The following is a 15,018-nucleotide window of genomic DNA, read 5'->3' on the forward strand; positions in this document are numbered from 1 at the left end:
GTTGTCCCCAGGGCTACCGCGCGGAGGGCGTCCGGCTGGTTATCGTCCGCGATCGTGCGGAATCCCGGACGACGGACGCGCCTCGCTGCCGCGGCGCTGACCCTCGCGACGGCGCTGCTGTCGGCCTGCTCCGCGGAGGCCGAGGCACCGAGCGAGAGCCTGCCGACGACGTCGGCGCCCGCGACCACCACCGAGTCGCTGCCGGTGGTCGGCCCGCCCGACTTCCCCGTCCCGCCCGAGGCCCGCACGCAGGACGCCGCGGGCGCCGAGGCCTTCCTCCGCTACTGGATCGACCTGCTCAACCGGCAGCAGGCGATCCCGGCTGGCCAGCCGCTACGCGACCTCGGGCCGGATTGCGACGAGTGCCTGCGCATCGCCAATGCATACGACGAAACAGCATCAGCCGGTCAGCGTTACGCCGGCGGCGAGGTGGCCGTCGGTGCCGTAGCCGAGCCGCTGCTCGAGGGGGATGGCGCCCTCGTCTCCTTCGCGGCTGACATCGCGGCCGTGTCGAAGACGGATGCCACCGGTGGCGTGGTCGAGGTCGGACCTCCGGCGGAGGATGACCTTGGGTCCGGCATTGACCTCGTCTGGGCGCCGGACCTCGACAGCTGGCTCGTTCTGGGCTTCAACCTCGGATGAGGACCCGCGGTCCGATCTGTGTGTTGCTCGCCCTGTTCATAGCCCTGCTCGGGGTAGCACCTGCTGCGGCGGACTGCGGGTGGAGCCGCTGCCCGGAGACCGGCCTAGAGAGCGGAGCGGCAACCGTCGAGTACTCGGGTGGGGCTGTCAGTCAACTGATCAGCGGTGGCGGGGCGGCTGCAGTCGACTACGTCTGGCGTCTGATCCGTCCCTGCGCACTCACTGATGAACGCGAGGGCGCCTGTACGGCCATCGACTTTCAGGACTGCCCGGCCGATCCCGGCCAGGTCGTCCGGTACCTGTCCGTGCAGCAGCGCCCAGTCGTGCGTCCGGACGGCACGGCCGTCGTCCCGGTGACTCCGGGCGCAGTCCCGGGAGACCTGCTCGGACGGTGGGAGACACTGCGCACGGCTTGCATCGACATCACCGCGCTGAACCCGCCGCCGTCGCCGGAGGAGGTGTTCCAGTACTTCCAGCGCCTCCCGCTCCCCCAGCTCGCCACCTCCCAGGCGCCGCCGGGCCGCGGGCTCGCCGGCCTCCCCGTCGTCTTCTGGACCGACACCCCCTCCACGCAGACCTTCACCGTCGACATCCGCGGCTTCGACGTCGTCATCGTCGCCGAGGCGGAGCGCTACGACTGGCACACCGGCGACCCCACCCGCCCGACGCTCACCACCACCGACCCCGGCCGCGCCTACCCCGGCCAGGCCACCGAGCACCTCTACCGCTCCGGCACCTACACCGCGTCGCTCACCGTCACCTGGGGCGCCACGTTCACCGTCGACGGCAGCGCGCCGGCCGACGTCCCCGGCACGACCACGACCGACGGCCCACCGGTCACCTTCTCCGTGGTCGAGGCCGCCGCCGTGCTCACGAACCCCTACGACTGACCGCGCCGCGACTCCTTGTCGCACCGGAACGGCCCGGCCAGACTCCGGCGGGTGCGCCGCTCACCTGCGCTCCTGGTGGCTGCCGTCCTGCTCACCGGCTGCGGCGGCCCGGTCGCCGCGGACGCCGCCAGCAGCCAGGGCCCGGACCCGATCCCGCTGGGAGACGTCGCCGGGGCCGACGCCGGCGTCCTCGGGGTCGCCTCCCTCCCCGACGGGCGGTCGGTCGTCCTGCTCGCCCCGCCGGGCGGCCCGCTCACCCTCGCCGACGTCGCCGCCGACGGCACGGCCACCGCCGTCCCCGTGCCCGGCCTCGACGCCGAGCGGCCCGGCCTCACCCGCATCGCGGCCACCGGCGACGGCGTGGTCGTCGTCGGCACGGCCGCGGGGCGCGTAGCCCTGGTCGCCGTCGGCCCGCAGGGCGCCGGCGAGGTCCAGCCGGTCGGCACGATCGGCGCCGCCGACGTCGCGGCCGTCCACGTCGCCGGCGGCACCGACTCGCTGCACCTCGCGCTCGGCGGCATCACCGGCACCGCGCGGGTGGTCGCCGTCGACCCGGCGACCGGCGCCGTCCGCGGTACCGCCACGCTGCCCGGCACCCCGCGCGACCTGCAGCCGACCGGCGACGGCGGCGCGGTCGTCGCCACCGAGGACGGGCCGGCGGCCGCCGTCACCACGGTCGACGCCGCGGCGGCCGTCGTGGGCGCGACGCCGCTCGGCAACGGGTCCGCGGGACCGCTGACCGTGGCAGGCGGCGAGGTGTACGCGACCGCCGGCAGCCGCGGCGAGCTGCGCATCACCCGCGGCGCCGAGGTGGTCACCACCGTCGACGGCGACCTGCCCGCCGCGATCGCCGTCGACGGGAGCACCGCCACGCTCGTCGACACCGTGTCCGACGCCGAGGTGCCGCGGGTGCTCGAGCGCACCGTCGACCTGGCCTCCGGGGAGGTGACCGGAGAGGTGGAGCTGTGCGACAGCGGGTCGGTCGCCGGGGCGGACCTCGACGACGAGGGCGGCGGCGCGGTGGTCGCCGACTGCCGCGGCGAGCCCACCCTCTGGCGCCTCGGCTAGGCCGGCGGCTTCCAGCCCGGGTCGCGGCCGGTGGCGCCCAGCAGGCGGTCGAGCGCGGGCGCGCCGGCGGGCACCGGCACGACCGGCCCGTACAGGCTCGGCGGGCGGTCGTCGCCGAAGGACTCGGCGAACTCCCGGCACGCGTCGGCCGCCGCTAGGTCGACGTCGTAGGGCTGTCCGGTGGCGACGGCGAGGTCCCAGCCGTGCACGACCACCTCGTCCAGCGCGACGACGGCGGTGACGTCGCCCGGCATCTCCACGCCGCCGGCCGCCGTCATCCCCTCCCACGCGGCCGGGTCGCGCCAGGCGGCGGCCAGCGCGTCGAGCTCGGCGGGGATGCGGGTGCGCCAGTCGGCGGGCAGATGCGCCGGGTCGACCGACGCGGCGCCCTCGACCGGCGTCTTCGCCGCGGCCATCCGGAACGCGTACGCCAGCCCGGCGAGGTGACCGAGGAGGCCCGCGACGGAGGTGCCGGCGCAGGGCGTGGGGGCGTCGAGTTGCTCGTCGCGGATGCCGGCGACCACCCCCGCCGTCGTCGCCGCGGCCGGTCCCAGGTCGAAGGTCATGGACGGCAGACCGGACGGCGCGCCGGGACTCATCGCCGTCGCGGGAACGGAGTAAGAAGGACAGCCGTGACCGCGGGACGAGGGAGCGACGCCGTCCTGGTGCTGCCCAGCGCCGGACCCGACCCGATCCCGCTGCCGACCGCGCTGGCCGCCGTCCTCGGGTACGCGCGCGGCCGCCGGCCGCTGTTCTTCCGCTCCCCCAGCCAGCCGCAGGGACGCTGGGTTGAGGTGCTCGCCTACGCCCTCGACCGCTTCGACGGCCAGGCGCCCGAGACCGCCGACCGGCCCACCGACCGCGACGTCCTCGTCGCCGAGGGCCTGCACGGCCGCCTCGACCCGGCCGCCTGGCGGGAGGTGCGCAGCACCCTCGACGACGTCTGGCCGCTGGTCCGCACGATGCTCGACCGAGCCAACGGCCGCCCGATGTGGGAGCTGCCCGACGACGAGTTCTCCGTGCTCGGCGAGCCTGGCACCGTCGGCGCGGCGCTGCGCACGCTCACCGGCTCGCCGGGCGCCCGGCACGTGGTCGCCGCGCTGCACTCGCGGTACCCGGGGCTGGTGCCGCTGGTCGACGGCGTCACGCGGCGCCAGCTCTACGGCCACGTGAGCGAGGGCGACAGCGGACCGGAGGCCGTCGTCCACCGCGAGCTCACCGCCAACGCCGGCGCGTTCGCCTCCCTGGAGACGGCGACGGCGGCGCTCATCGGCCGCCCGCTCACCCGGCTGCGCCTGCACGACGTGCTGCTGTGGCTGTCCGGGTCGCTGCGGATGACGCACGCGGTCGCCGTCGGCCGGGCGCTGGCCGCCGACTCCGAGCAGGGCCTGGACGCGCTGCTGCCCGCCTGAACCGTCGGACCCCCGCGGCACCGTGCCGCCATGCCCGTCGATCTGCTCCCCCTCGTCGACGACCCGCACGCGGTCGAGGACCTGCGCCGGCACGACGCGCCGTTCTACCCCGGCCGGCGCTTCGAGTGGCTCGGCGCCCGCGACCCCGGGCGCGTCACGGCCGACGACCTGGTCGCCGTCGGGCTCGTGGGCGTGACCGTGCCGGGCGACGTCGCGCTCGACCTGCTGGAAGGCGACCTCGGCCTCGACGTCGCCGACTGCCTCGCCCTGGCCCCGGACGACGTCGTGCCGAGCGACCCGCTCGCGGCAGTTCTGCTCGAGCCGGGCTCGCCGCTGGACGTCGCGCGGGACCTGCTGGCGGAGCGCGCGGGCCTGCGCGCCGCCGGCACGCTGCTCGCGCGCAAGCGGCCCCTGCTCGTGCCGGTGCCCGACCCGGTCGTGTGGTGCGCGCTCGACGTGACCGGCGACGGGTGGGACTGGGTGCTGGGCGCGTTCGGGGAGGACGGCGAACTCGCCGGGCGGGTGACCGCGGTCCGGCGGGCGGCCGGGCTCGTCACGACGGGGGACCTGCGCGCTCTGCAGGACCTCGTCTGGATGCGGCACCACCGCGAGCACCTGCGCGTCCGCTGCGCCGGGCTGCGGCTGCCCGCGGCCTGAGGGTGCCGGTCGGGGTCCGGCCTGCCGATGGACAGGAGGACCCCTCCGGAAGGACGCCCGTGCACCCCCCGCTCGACCGCATGTCCCGCTCGATCTCCACCGGCCACCTGCTGGCCGACTGCGAGCGGTGGTGCCGCGACGTCCTCCCGCCGCGCGAGGCCTGGGTGCAGCGGACGACGCCCGCGCGGAGCAACGTCACCTCGCTGCGGGACGCCGCGCAGCGCCTCCGCGAGGGGACGCAGCACCGCCTCGCCAGTTGATCATCGGCTGCGTGCCGCCGACACGCGCGGACACGCCGGAGCGAGCGGCACACATCCGATGATCAACACGTAGGCCACCGCCGGCACCCGGGATTCACCCCGGCGCACGACGGGCAGCCACAGCCCGTGACCGGCACCGCGCGCTCCGCCTCCCGCCCGATGCCCGGCGTCACCGGCGTCGACGAGTCCGCCGGCGTCGACCCGGCCCGCACCGAGGTGCCCCGACCCGGCGCCGTGCGCGTCGAGAGCCTGCGCTGGGGCGACGGCCGCGAGGCACCGGTGACCGAGCGCGACGACCTCGGCTACGCCGACCTGCGCACCTACGCCTCGATCGGCGACGGCCGCACCCTCGCGCTGGTCGCCCGCGACGGCCGGATCGACTGGCTGCCGCTGCCCGAGCTCGACGGCGCCCCGGTGTTCGGCGCGCTGCTCGACACCGACAACGGCGGCTGCCTGGAGCTGTGCCCCGACGGCGAGTTCACCGTCGCCCGCGCGTACGTCGGCGACTCGAACGTCCTGGCCACGACGTTCACCACGCCCACCGGCCGGGTCCGGGTCACCGACGCGCTCAACACCGGCATCGCCGGCCGGCTGCCCTGGGTCGAGCTGGCCCGCCGGGTCGAGGGGCTCGAGGGATCGGTGACGATGCGCGGCACCGTCCGCCCGGGCACCTGCCTGAACACCGTCAGCCCGTGGGTGCACGACACCACGCACGGTCCAGTGCTGCGGGTGGCCGGCCTGACCCTCGCCGTCCGCACGCTGGCCGCCGACGACGTGACCGCCGCCGACCGCCGCATCGACGTCACCTTCACCACGCACGCGGGCTCGCGGCACCTGCTCGCCGTCGTCGGCACCGAGGACGAGCCGCTGTTCCTCCCGCCGCCGGAGGCCATCGACGCCGGCATCGACCGCACCGTCGACCGCTGGGGCGCGTGGATGGACGCCTTCGAGTGGAAGGGGCCGTGGGCCGACGCCGTCCGCCGCAGCACGCTCATCCTCAAGCAGCTCATCCACGCCTCGACCGGCGCGATCGTCGCCGCGCCGACGACGTCGCTGCCCGAAGGCCCGGCCGGCGGGCGCACCTGGGACTACCGCTACGCCTGGGTGCGCGACTCCGCCTATGCCCTCGTGGCACTCATCCGGTTCGGCCTGCGCGAGGAGACCCACGGCGCGATGAGCTGGCTGCTGTCGGTGATGCGCCGGCACGGGCCCGAGCCGCGGGTCTGCTACACCGTCGACGGCGGCCGCAGCGACGGCGTCACCGTGGCCGACGTGCCCGGCTGGCGCGGCATCGGCCCGGTGCGGGTGGGCAACGCCGCGGCCGACCAGCTGCAGCTCGGCGTCTTCGGCGACGTCTTCGGCATCGTGTCGCTGTACGTGGAGAACGGGCACGTGCTCGACGCCGGGACCGGCCGGATGCTCGCCGGCATCGCCGACCTCGCCTGCGACCGCTGGCAGGTGCGCGACTCCGGCATGTGGGAGCTGCCGGAGCTGCGCCACTACACGACGTCGAAGCTCGGCTGCTGGCAGGCGCTGACCAAGGCCGTGGAGCTCGCCGAGCGCGGGCAGATCCCCGGCGACCCGGCGCGGTGGGCACACGAGGCCGAGCGGATCGCTGCGTGGGTGGACGAGAACGCGTGGGACGCCGAGCGCGGCGCCTACGTCTGGTACCCGGGCTCGGACGCGCTGGACGCCTCGATCGTGCTGCACGCGATCAGCGGCTTCGACCGCGGCGAGCGGATGAGCTCGACACTGGACGCGCTGCGCCGCGAGCTCGGCGCCGGCCCGCACCTGTACCGCTTCACCGGCGCGTCCGACGTCGAGGGCGTCTTCCTGCCGTGCTCGTTCTGGACCGTCTCGGCGCTCGCGCTCTGCGGCCGGCGCGAGGAGGCGTACGCGCTCATGGACGAGCTGATGACGACGGCGAACGACGTCGGCCTGCTGCCCGAGGTGCTCGACCCGGCCACCGGCGACTGGCTGGGCAACCTCCCCCAGGCGCTCACCCACCTGGCGCTGATCAACGCCGCGATCACGGTCGGCACCGACGACGACCCGGCGGAGACCCGCTAGGACCGGCTCAGACCCCGGCCAGCACCGCGCGGACCTCGGCGTCCCAGATGCGCACCCGCTCGGCGAGGTCGGCGGCCGCGGCGTCGAGCGGGACGGGCAGGCCGCGCACCGCGACCTCGGGCAGCCGCAGCGACGGCAGCTCGGCCAGCCCGACGGGACCGGCCGGCCGCTCGGTGGCCAGCGCCGCGCGGATGCGCGCCATGTCGACCGCCCGCGACCAGGCGGGCACCGGGTCGCGCAGCGGGTCGACGCCGAAAACGGCGGCGCGCTGCAGGTGCGCCCGGCGGCGGGCGCGCAGCTGCCACGGCCGCGCCGGCGCCATCGCGGAGGCGGGCACCGCGGCCGCGACCGCGTCCACCCACGCCCGGCGCCAGGTCTCGTCGGCGCGGTCCAGGGCCGCGGCGGCGAGGGCGGCGGCCTCCGACCACGCCGTCCACACCGGGTCGTCGTGCTGCATCCGGTGGCCCTCCCTTCCGTCGCGTGTGCCGGGGACCATGGTGAGCGCCGCCGTCCGCCCGCGCCCGTCGGGCCCCCGTCCGCGGAGTGGGCGATGCTGCCGGTCGTGACCGACGACCCGTACCGGCTGTCCCGCTTCGTCGACGCCCAGACCGACACCTGGGCCCAGGCGCTCACCGAGCTGCGCGCCGGGCACAAGACCAGCCACTGGATGTGGTTCGTGTTCCCGCAGGTCGAGGGCCTGGGCCGCAGCGCGACCGCGCAGCGCTACGCGATCAGCGGGCTCGACGAGGCGCGCGCCTACCTGGCGCACCCCGTGCTCGGCGAGCGCCTGGTCGAGGCGGCGCAGGCGCTCACCGACCTGCCCGGCACGGACGCCGCCGCCGTCCTCGGTTCCGTCGACGCGCAGAAGCTGCGCTCGTCGATGACGCTGTTCGCCCGCGCCGACCCGGCGCAGCCGGTCTTCCGAACCGTGCTGGACCAGTACTTCGGCGGCGAGGAGGACGGGGCGACGACGTCGCGGCTGTAGTCCTGGAGCCAGTCGTGCTCTGCCCCGCCTCCGTGGGTAGAGCACGACTCCGCTCCGGACACCTGTGCTTCCGCTGGCGCAACCGGACGTTGCGGGTGAGTTGCGGATCGCGACCGTCCGGCGGGCGGTCGCGCCCCGGGTCGGCGACCCTTGATCACGTGAGCGACAACAGCGGATCCGGGTACGTCACCAGCGGCCAGGAGTACAGCCGCGACACGAACTACATCACCGACCGGATCACTGCCGACGGGTCGAGCCCATGGCCCGTGGAGGCCGGCCGGTACCGGCTGGTCATCGCGCGGGCGTGCCCCTGGGCCAACCGCGCGGCGATCGTGCGCCGGCTGCTCGGGCTGGAGCAGGCCTTCTCGATGGGCATCTGCGGCCCCACGCACGACGAGCGCAGCTGGACCTTCGACCTCGACCCCGGCGGCCGCGACCCCGTGCTGGGCTACGAGCGGCTGCAGGAGGCCTTCTTCGCCCGCGACCCGGAGTACCCGCGCGGCATCACGGTCCCGGCGATGGTCGACGTCCCGACGAAGGCCGTCGTCACCAACGACTTCATGCAGATGACGCTCGACTTCTCCACCCAGTGGACGGCGCACCACCGCGACGGCGCCCCCGACCTCTACCCCGAGCACCTGCGGGACGAGATGGACGCCGTCATGAAGCGCGTCTACACGGAGGTCAACAACGGCGTGTACCGGTGCGGGTTCGCCGGCTCGCAGGACGCCTACGACGCGGCCTACGAGCGGCTGTGGACGGCGCTGGACTGGCTCGAGGAGCGGCTGACGACGCAGCGCTACCTCATGGGCGACACGATCACCGAGGCCGACGTCCGGCTGTTCACCACGCTGGCCCGCTTCGACGCCGTCTACCACGGCCACTTCAAGGCCAACCGGCAGAAGCTCTCCGAGATGCCGGCGCTGTGGGGCTACGCGCGCGACCTGTTCCAGACGCCGGGGTTCGGGGACACCACCGACTTCCCGCAGATCAAGGAGCACTACTACGTGGTGCACGCCGACATCAACCCGACGCAGGTCATCCCGATGGGGCCCGACACCCGCAACTGGCTGACCCCGCACGGGCGCGAGGAGCTCGGCGGCTCACCGTTCGGCGACGGGACGCCGCCCGGCCCGGTGGCCCCCGGCGAGGAGGTGCCGGAGTCGCACGGCCCGGGCGGGATCGGCCACCGCCCCGACGAGGAGCGGCAGTCCTGAGCCCGGTCGGCGGGGGCGGTCAGCAGCCGCCTCCGCCGTCCCCTCCCCCGCCACCACCGCCGGCGTCGAAGCCACCACCGCCGCCGTCGGCGGCGGTGTAGCCGGCGGCGCCGCCCGCCAGGTAGCGGCCGGAGTGGCCGCGGCCGACGCCGTAGCCGCCGGCGGCGTCCCAGGAGCCGCCCCGCCGCTCGGCGCGGACGCGGTTGCGCTGCTGTGCCAGTGCCAGGAGGAGGACCACCGCCACCGCGGCGATCACCACGACTGCCGTCATGGCGGAACGGTCCCGCATCCGGCTCGTGCGCGCCAGGGACCTCCGGCTCGGCGGCGCTCAGTCGCCGCCGCCACCGCCTCCGCCGCCGTCCCCGCCGCCACCGCCGTCGCCGCCGCCCCAGCCGCTGTCGGAATGCGAGTGCGAGCCGCCGTCGTAGCCGTCACCGCCGTACCACGTGCCGCCGTCGCCACCGCCGCTGCTGCGGTGGCGCGGCCGGTGGTGGGGCGCGCGGAGGCGGTTGGTCAGCGCGCCGACAGCGAAGGAGAAGGCGACCGTGAGGGCGATCACGACCAGGACGACCGTCATGGGCGGCACTGTGCCCGATGGGTCCGCGGTGCGGGGGGATCTCCCGCGCGGTCAGGCGGCGGCCGGGGCCTCCGGCTCGGGCAGCTCGTCGCGGGGCCGGTCGAGCGCGGCGTGCGCGAGGGTCCCGAGGTCGAGCCACTCGAGCAGGAACCGGGAGCCGTGGACCTCGACGACCGTCGCGTCCTCCCGTCGTGGGACCAGGATCGGACGAGTCGTCATGACGTCATGACAGCACATCTCCGTGTCGAACGGGTGGCCTGTCGACGTCGCCGACGTGTCCGCCGAGAGGTCGACGGAGGCGGCGGTGCACCCACCGCCTCCGTCGGCCTGAGGATCGGGCGGGGAGGTCAGGGGTGCCCCGACGGCGCGGCCGTGCGTGGAACCCCCAGCCCCGATACCTCCCCGCCCGGTGGCCCCGGCCCAGCCGGAGGCCAGGACGGGGTCACACCCGGGAGGCAGCGCCCAGCGCGGCGATGTGGTGCGGGCAGGACCCGGACCCGGCCGGCGGCTGGAGCGCGCCTGGCGAGGAGGTCAGTCGGGCGAGAAGGAGGGGTCGCGCAGGTAGGCCGACGCGACCGCCGGGGCCGGCGCGGGCACGAGGAGCTCGAAGGCGCCCGGTGCCGGGAGCCCCGCCGAGAGGACGGCGGCAACCGCCGCGGGCCCACCGGACGAGGACTGCGAGGAGCCCGACGGCGCGCTGGGCGCGACGGGCGGCATGGTGCCGGTGTCACCGGCGGGCAGGGTCGGCAGCGGGAGTGGCGCCGGTGCCGGGGTGCGGTGGTTCCCAACCGGCTGCGGGGCCGCCGGCGCGGTTAGGTCCGCGGTGAGCGGGGCGACGGCCTCGGCGATCGAGCGGACGGCGACCGTGCGCACGTCGGTCGGGACGGGCAGAGAGGCTGCCGGAGCGGCCACCGTCGACGTCGTGATGACGACGGTGGCGGCCGGGGTCGGTGCGGTGGCCGCCGTGGCCGTGGTGGCCGTGGGCACCGTGGTGGCGACGGGCTGGACGGCGGGCGTCCCGGCCGTGGTGACCGGTTCGGCGACCGGGACCGTCACCGGCCGCAGCACCGGAGCAGCGACCTCGACGACCAGCGGCGCGACGGGGGCGACGGGAGCCGCGACCTCGAGCACCGGCGCGACGGCGGGTGCGAGCCCGGGCGTCGCGACCGCCTTTTCGACGGGGCTGAGCGCGGGCTGCGCGACCGTCCCGACGCCCGGGGCCGGCACCTCGACCGCCGGCGGGACGACGGCGTCGACCACCGGCGGCACGACGGCGTCCACCACTGGGGGAAGGACCTCGATGACCGGCCCGACGACCTCGTCGACGACCGGCACGAGGACCTCGATCACCGGCGGTACCACGGCGTCCACCACCGGCGTGACGACCTCGGCCACGGGCGGCACCACGGGATCGACCACCGGTGCCACGACCTCGTCGACGACCGGCACGAGCACCTCGACCACCGGCGGCATGACGGTGTCCACCACCGGCGCCACAACTTCGGTCACCGGCGGCACGATGGCGTCGACCACAGGCGTGACGACCTCGACCACCGGGGGCACCCCGGGCGTGACGACCTCGACCACCGGCGGCATGACGGTGTCGACGACGGGGACCACGACGCGGGCCACGGGCGGCACGACACCGCGGAGCACCGGCTTGACGACGGCGTCGACCACGGGCGTGACGCCGCGGGCAACCGGCGCCCCGACCGGCTTGAGGACAGGCGAAACGACCGCGGTCACCGGCTGCACCACCGGAGGTACGACCTCGACCACCGGCACCACGACGCCGGTGACCGGCTCGAGGACCGGCGGCACTGCTGCGTCGACCACCGGCGCCACGACCTCGACCACTGGCGGGAGGACGGCCTCGACAGCCGGTGGCACGACGGTCCCGACAGCCGGCGTGACGACCTCGGTGACCGGCTCGGTCACGCTCTCGACGACCGGGGCCACCACCTCGGTGACCGGCGGAACGACGGCCTCGACGACCGGGGCCACCACCTCGGTGACCGGCGGAACGACGGCCTCGACGACCGGGGCCACCACCTCGGTGACCGGCGGAACGACGGCCTCGACCACCGGAGCCACCACGTCGGTCACGGGCGCAGGCGTTCCCGCGGGAACGCCGCCGACCGGCTCGACGACGGTCTCGACCACGTCGGTCACCGGCTCGACGACGGGAGGCACGACCTCCTCGACGACCGGCGCGACCACCTCGGTCACCGGCTCGGTCACGGCGCCGACGATCGGCGCGGCCGGCTCCACCAGCTGCGCCGTCCCCGCGGGAACGTCGGCGACGGCCTCGACGACCGGCGCCGACTCCTCCGCGACCGGCTCGGCGACAGCCTCCACGACCGGCGCAGCCACCTCCGCGACCGGCTCGGTCACCGCGTCGACGACCGGCTCGACGGTCTCGACGACCGGCTGCAGCGTTTCCGCGGGAACGTCGGCCACGGCCTCGACGACCGGAGCGACAACATCCGTCACCGGCTCGGTCACCGCGTCGACGACCGGCTGCGCGACCTCCTCGACCACCGGAGCGTCGACCTCGGCGGCCGGCTCGGTCACGGCCTCGGCCACTCCCCCGAGCACCCCGCCGACCGGGGCCGGCGGGTCCTCGGCCCGCGCCCGGGAGTCGGAGACGGCGAGCAGGACCGCGTACAGGCACGCGACGAGGCCGGCGAGCAACAGCGCTCGCCTGAGCCACGCATGGGCGGTCTGCGCCGCCGGTGCCGAGCCGGTCCTCGCCACGGACGGAGATTAGATCCGTCCGGGTCCGTCCGCTCGTCGATCACGCAGATCTCAGACGATCCGGATCCGGAGCCGCCGGAACCCGCGCCCCTTGTTCTCCAGCTTCACCACCTCGACCCGGCCGACCATCGCCGTCGAGGCCACGTGCGTACCGCCGTCGGCCTGCAGGTCCAGGCCCACGATGTCGACGATCCGCACCTGCTCGATGTCGGGCGGCAGCAGGTCGGTCGCGGTGCGGATGAGGTCCGGGATGGCGTAGGCCTCCGCGCGGGGCAGCGTGCGCACCTCGATGCGCCGGTCGGCGGCGATCTCGGCGTTCACCGCCTCGGCGATGCGGTCGCGGAAGTCGGCCGGCACCTCGGGCAGGTCGAAGTCCATCCGCGCGGTCAGCGGCTCCATGTTGCCGCCGGTGACCTTCGCGCCGAAGTCGCGCAGCACGACGCCGGTGAGCACGTGCAGCCCCGAGTGGGTGCGCATGAGCGCGGTGCGCCGCTCGTCGTCGAGGGCCCCGCGCACGGTCGTCCCGGGCGGCGGCAGCGGGTCGCCCTCGACCGGGACGAGGTACAGCTCGTCGCCCTTGCGCGTACCGGCGATCCGGGTGCGCACCCCGCCCCACAGCAGCACGCCCTCGTCCGGCGGCTGCCCGCCGCCGCCGGGGTAGAACGCCGACCGGTCGAGCACGATCCCCTGCTCGGGGTCGGCGGCGACGACGGTGGCGTCCCACTCCCGGACGGTGGCGTCGTCGAGGTCGAGGCGGTGGGTGTGCCCGTGCAGGTCAGCGCTCACGGGACGGCATCCTGCCGAACGCTCAGGCGGCCGGGCGGAGCTCCTCCGCGCGGGCGAGGAACGCCTCCACCAGCCGGGCGCAGGCCGCGGCCGACTCCGGCGCCCGCTCGGCGATCTCCCGCCGCAGCGCGGGCACCAGCGCGGCGGCCTCCGGCGGCGGCGGGCCGGTGAGCTCCCAGGTCTCCTCCCACGCCGAGAAGGCGCCGGGGTCGATCTCCGGGTGGAACTGCACGCCCAGGTGCGGGCCGGAGACGAACGCCTGCACCGCGCGCCCGGTCCGGGCCACCTCCACCGCGCCGGGCGGCACGGTGAACCGGTCGCCGTGGTACTCGAACCACGGCCCGGCCGGGACCAGCGCGGGGTCGGCGGTCTCGACGTCGAGGAAGCCGTGCTCGCCGGCCGGCGCCTGCGCCACCACCCCGCCGAGCACCCGCGACAGCGCCTGCCCGCCGAAGCAGACGCCGAGCACCGGCGTCCCGACGGCGACCGCCCAGCGCAGGTACGCGAGCTCGCCGGCCAGCCACGGGACGGTGTCGTCGTAGGCGGCCGCACCGGACCCCATGACCACCACCGTGCGCAGCGCCGCCGGGTCGGGCAGCTCGGTCATCAGGGGCGAGGGTCCGACGGTCGTGCCGACGACGACCTCCAGCCCCTGGACCTCCAGCGCCGGGCGGAGCGTGCCCACGAGGCGGTGCCCGCGGGAGGGATCGGCGTCGTGGACGAGGACGAGAGCGGTCGTCACGGGTGCAGTATCGGCAGGTGCCCGAGGAGCCCGGACCGACGACGGTGCGGACCGTCCCCACCGGCGACGTCGACCTCGCGGCCACCCTGGGCGCGGTCGCCTGGCTGCCCGGCGACCCGACGGTGCGGGTCGGGGCGAGCCGGTTCGAGCGCGCCACCTGGACGCCGGAGGGCCCCGGCACCGTCGTCGTCACCTGGGACGGCGGCAGCGCGCGGGTCGAGGCGCACGGCGACGGCGCCGGCTGGCTGCTCGAGCGCGCGCCCCGGCTGCTCGGCTGCGAGGACGACGTGACCGGCTTCGACCCCGCCACGCCACCGCTGCGCGACCTCTGGCGCCGGCACCGCCGCCGGCGCATCGCCCGCACCGGCACGCTCTGGCACGACCTGGCCTGCCTGGTCGTGCAGCAGCGGGTCAGCCGCGCCGACGCCGCCGACCAGTGGCGCCGCCTGGTCAGCGCGCACGGCTCCCCCGCGCCCGGCGTCCCGGGCCTGTGGGTGCCGCCCGCGCCGGAGGTCGTCGGCCGGCTGTCGACGCCGAGGCTGCACCTCACCGGCCTGGAGCGGCGGCGGGCGCAGACGCTCGTCACCGCCGCCGTCGCGCTGGCCCGGCACCAGGACCTCGCCGACGGCGACGTCGCCGCGGGGACGGCGGCGCTGCGCAGCGTGCCGGGCGTCGGCCCGTGGACCACCGGCTGCCTGGCCGCGCTGACCTGGGGCGACCGCGACGCCGTCATCCCCGGCGACAGCGGCATCCCCTCCCTCGTGGCGTGGGTGCTCGCGGGCCGCAGGCGGGCCGACGACGCCGCGATGCTCGAGCTGCTGGAGCCGCACCGCCCGCACCGCTACCGGGTGCTCGGGCTGGTCATGGCCAGCGGGCGGAGGCCCCCGCGCCACGGGCCGCGCGGACGCAGCGAGGACATCACCCGGCTGTGAGCCACTGCACACCGCACCAGCCG

General features: G+C 76.0%; 18 protein-coding genes. 10 read left to right on the forward strand and 8 right to left on the reverse strand.

Going from position 1 to position 15,018, the window contains the following annotated elements; translation table 11 throughout:
- The first annotated feature begins 54 nt into the window (after nucleotides 1-54).
- From ACI78R_RS07275 to ACI78R_RS07285, 3 genes are all read left to right on the forward strand, one after another.
- Nucleotides 55-642, forward strand: coding sequence for a hypothetical protein (locus ACI78R_RS07275; protein WP_457040183.1), 588 nt, complete (start codon nucleotides 55-57; stop codon nucleotides 640-642).
- 353 nt (nucleotides 643-995) lie between these two features.
- Complete coding sequence (locus ACI78R_RS07280) at nucleotides 996-1,532, forward strand: hypothetical protein (RefSeq protein ID WP_457040184.1); 537 nt, start codon at nucleotides 996-998, stop codon at nucleotides 1,530-1,532.
- 51 nt (nucleotides 1,533-1,583) lie between these two features.
- Nucleotides 1,584-2,600, forward strand: coding sequence for a hypothetical protein (locus ACI78R_RS07285; protein WP_457040185.1), 1,017 nt, complete (start codon nucleotides 1,584-1,586; stop codon nucleotides 2,598-2,600).
- On the opposite strand, the gene ACI78R_RS07290 is transcribed toward ACI78R_RS07285, so the two are convergent.
- On the reverse strand, nucleotides 2,597-3,166 hold the full coding sequence (locus tag ACI78R_RS07290; RefSeq protein WP_073420489.1) for a TIGR03086 family metal-binding protein: 570 nt from the start codon (nucleotides 3,164-3,166) through the stop codon (nucleotides 2,597-2,599). The genes ACI78R_RS07285 and ACI78R_RS07290 overlap by 4 nt on opposite strands.
- Nucleotides 3,167-3,232: 66 nt before the next feature.
- Here ACI78R_RS07290 and ACI78R_RS07295 point away from each other — a divergent pair, with 66 nt between their 5' ends.
- The 4 genes from ACI78R_RS07295 (at nucleotide 3,233) to ACI78R_RS07310 (ending at nucleotide 6,999) form a co-directional block, all read left to right on the forward strand.
- Nucleotides 3,233-4,012, forward strand: coding sequence for a DUF6308 family protein (locus ACI78R_RS07295; protein WP_457040186.1), 780 nt, complete (start codon nucleotides 3,233-3,235; stop codon nucleotides 4,010-4,012).
- Nucleotides 4,013-4,042: 30 nt separating this feature from the next.
- On the forward strand, nucleotides 4,043-4,669 hold the full coding sequence (locus ACI78R_RS07300) for a DUF6308 family protein (RefSeq protein ID WP_457040187.1): 627 nt from the start codon (nucleotides 4,043-4,045) through the stop codon (nucleotides 4,667-4,669).
- Nucleotides 4,670-4,728: 59 nt separating this feature from the next.
- On the forward strand, nucleotides 4,729-4,929 hold the full coding sequence (locus tag ACI78R_RS07305) for a hypothetical protein (RefSeq protein ID WP_457040188.1): 201 nt from the start codon (nucleotides 4,729-4,731) through the stop codon (nucleotides 4,927-4,929).
- A 126-nt stretch (nucleotides 4,930-5,055) separates the two neighbouring features.
- The gene (locus ACI78R_RS07310) at nucleotides 5,056-6,999 is read left to right on the forward strand and encodes a glycoside hydrolase family 15 protein (protein WP_245794578.1); all 1,944 of its coding nucleotides are present in this window, start codon (nucleotides 5,056-5,058) and stop codon (nucleotides 6,997-6,999) included.
- A 7-nt stretch (nucleotides 7,000-7,006) separates the two neighbouring features.
- Here the strand turns inward: ACI78R_RS07310 and ACI78R_RS07315 are convergent, their stop codons facing one another.
- The gene (locus tag ACI78R_RS07315) at nucleotides 7,007-7,456 is read right to left on the reverse strand and encodes a hypothetical protein (protein WP_457040189.1); all 450 of its coding nucleotides are present in this window, start codon (nucleotides 7,454-7,456) and stop codon (nucleotides 7,007-7,009) included.
- A 105-nt stretch (nucleotides 7,457-7,561) separates the two neighbouring features.
- Between ACI78R_RS07315 and ACI78R_RS07320 the strand changes: the two genes are divergently transcribed.
- Nucleotides 7,562-7,984 carry a DUF1810 domain-containing protein gene (locus ACI78R_RS07320; protein ID WP_457040190.1) on the forward strand — a complete coding sequence of 141 codons (423 nt, stop codon included), beginning with the start codon at nucleotides 7,562-7,564 and terminating at the stop codon, nucleotides 7,982-7,984.
- A gap of 158 nt (nucleotides 7,985-8,142) precedes the next feature.
- Complete coding sequence (locus tag ACI78R_RS07325; RefSeq protein ID WP_457040191.1) at nucleotides 8,143-9,201, forward strand: glutathione S-transferase family protein; 1,059 nt, start codon at nucleotides 8,143-8,145, stop codon at nucleotides 9,199-9,201.
- A 19-nt stretch (nucleotides 9,202-9,220) separates the two neighbouring features.
- Here ACI78R_RS07325 and ACI78R_RS07330 read toward each other — a convergent pair whose 3' ends face one another.
- The 6 genes from ACI78R_RS07330 to ACI78R_RS07355 all read right to left on the reverse strand — a co-directional run bounded on the left by ACI78R_RS07330 (nucleotide 9,221) and on the right by ACI78R_RS07355 (nucleotide 14,063).
- The gene (locus ACI78R_RS07330) at nucleotides 9,221-9,472 is read right to left on the reverse strand and encodes a hypothetical protein (protein ID WP_139252947.1); all 252 of its coding nucleotides are present in this window, start codon (nucleotides 9,470-9,472) and stop codon (nucleotides 9,221-9,223) included.
- A gap of 57 nt (nucleotides 9,473-9,529) precedes the next feature.
- Nucleotides 9,530-9,778: a hypothetical protein gene (locus ACI78R_RS07335; protein ID WP_457040192.1), complete on the reverse strand. Its 249-nt coding sequence runs from the start codon at nucleotides 9,776-9,778 to the stop codon at nucleotides 9,530-9,532.
- A 51-nt stretch (nucleotides 9,779-9,829) separates the two neighbouring features.
- Complete coding sequence (locus ACI78R_RS07340; RefSeq protein WP_457040193.1) at nucleotides 9,830-9,997, reverse strand: hypothetical protein; 168 nt, start codon at nucleotides 9,995-9,997, stop codon at nucleotides 9,830-9,832.
- 312 nt (nucleotides 9,998-10,309) lie between these two features.
- On the reverse strand, nucleotides 10,310-12,535 hold the full coding sequence (locus tag ACI78R_RS07345) for a hypothetical protein (RefSeq protein ID WP_457040194.1): 2,226 nt from the start codon (nucleotides 12,533-12,535) through the stop codon (nucleotides 10,310-10,312).
- A gap of 51 nt (nucleotides 12,536-12,586) precedes the next feature.
- Nucleotides 12,587-13,321, reverse strand: coding sequence for an alanyl-tRNA editing protein (locus ACI78R_RS07350; RefSeq protein WP_457040195.1), 735 nt, complete (start codon nucleotides 13,319-13,321; stop codon nucleotides 12,587-12,589).
- Between the two features lie 22 nt (nucleotides 13,322-13,343).
- Nucleotides 13,344-14,063 carry a type 1 glutamine amidotransferase gene (locus ACI78R_RS07355; protein WP_457040196.1) on the reverse strand — a complete coding sequence of 240 codons (720 nt, stop codon included), beginning with the start codon at nucleotides 14,061-14,063 and terminating at the stop codon, nucleotides 13,344-13,346.
- Nucleotides 14,064-14,065: 2 nt separating this feature from the next.
- On the opposite strand from ACI78R_RS07355, the gene ACI78R_RS07360 reads away from it, so the two are divergent.
- Nucleotides 14,066-14,995: a DNA-3-methyladenine glycosylase family protein gene (locus tag ACI78R_RS07360; protein ID WP_457040197.1), complete on the forward strand. Its 930-nt coding sequence runs from the start codon at nucleotides 14,066-14,068 to the stop codon at nucleotides 14,993-14,995.
- The last annotated feature ends 23 nt before the right edge of the window (nucleotides 14,996-15,018 follow it).

It is taken from the genome of Geodermatophilus sp. SYSU D01106 (assembly GCF_054049995.1).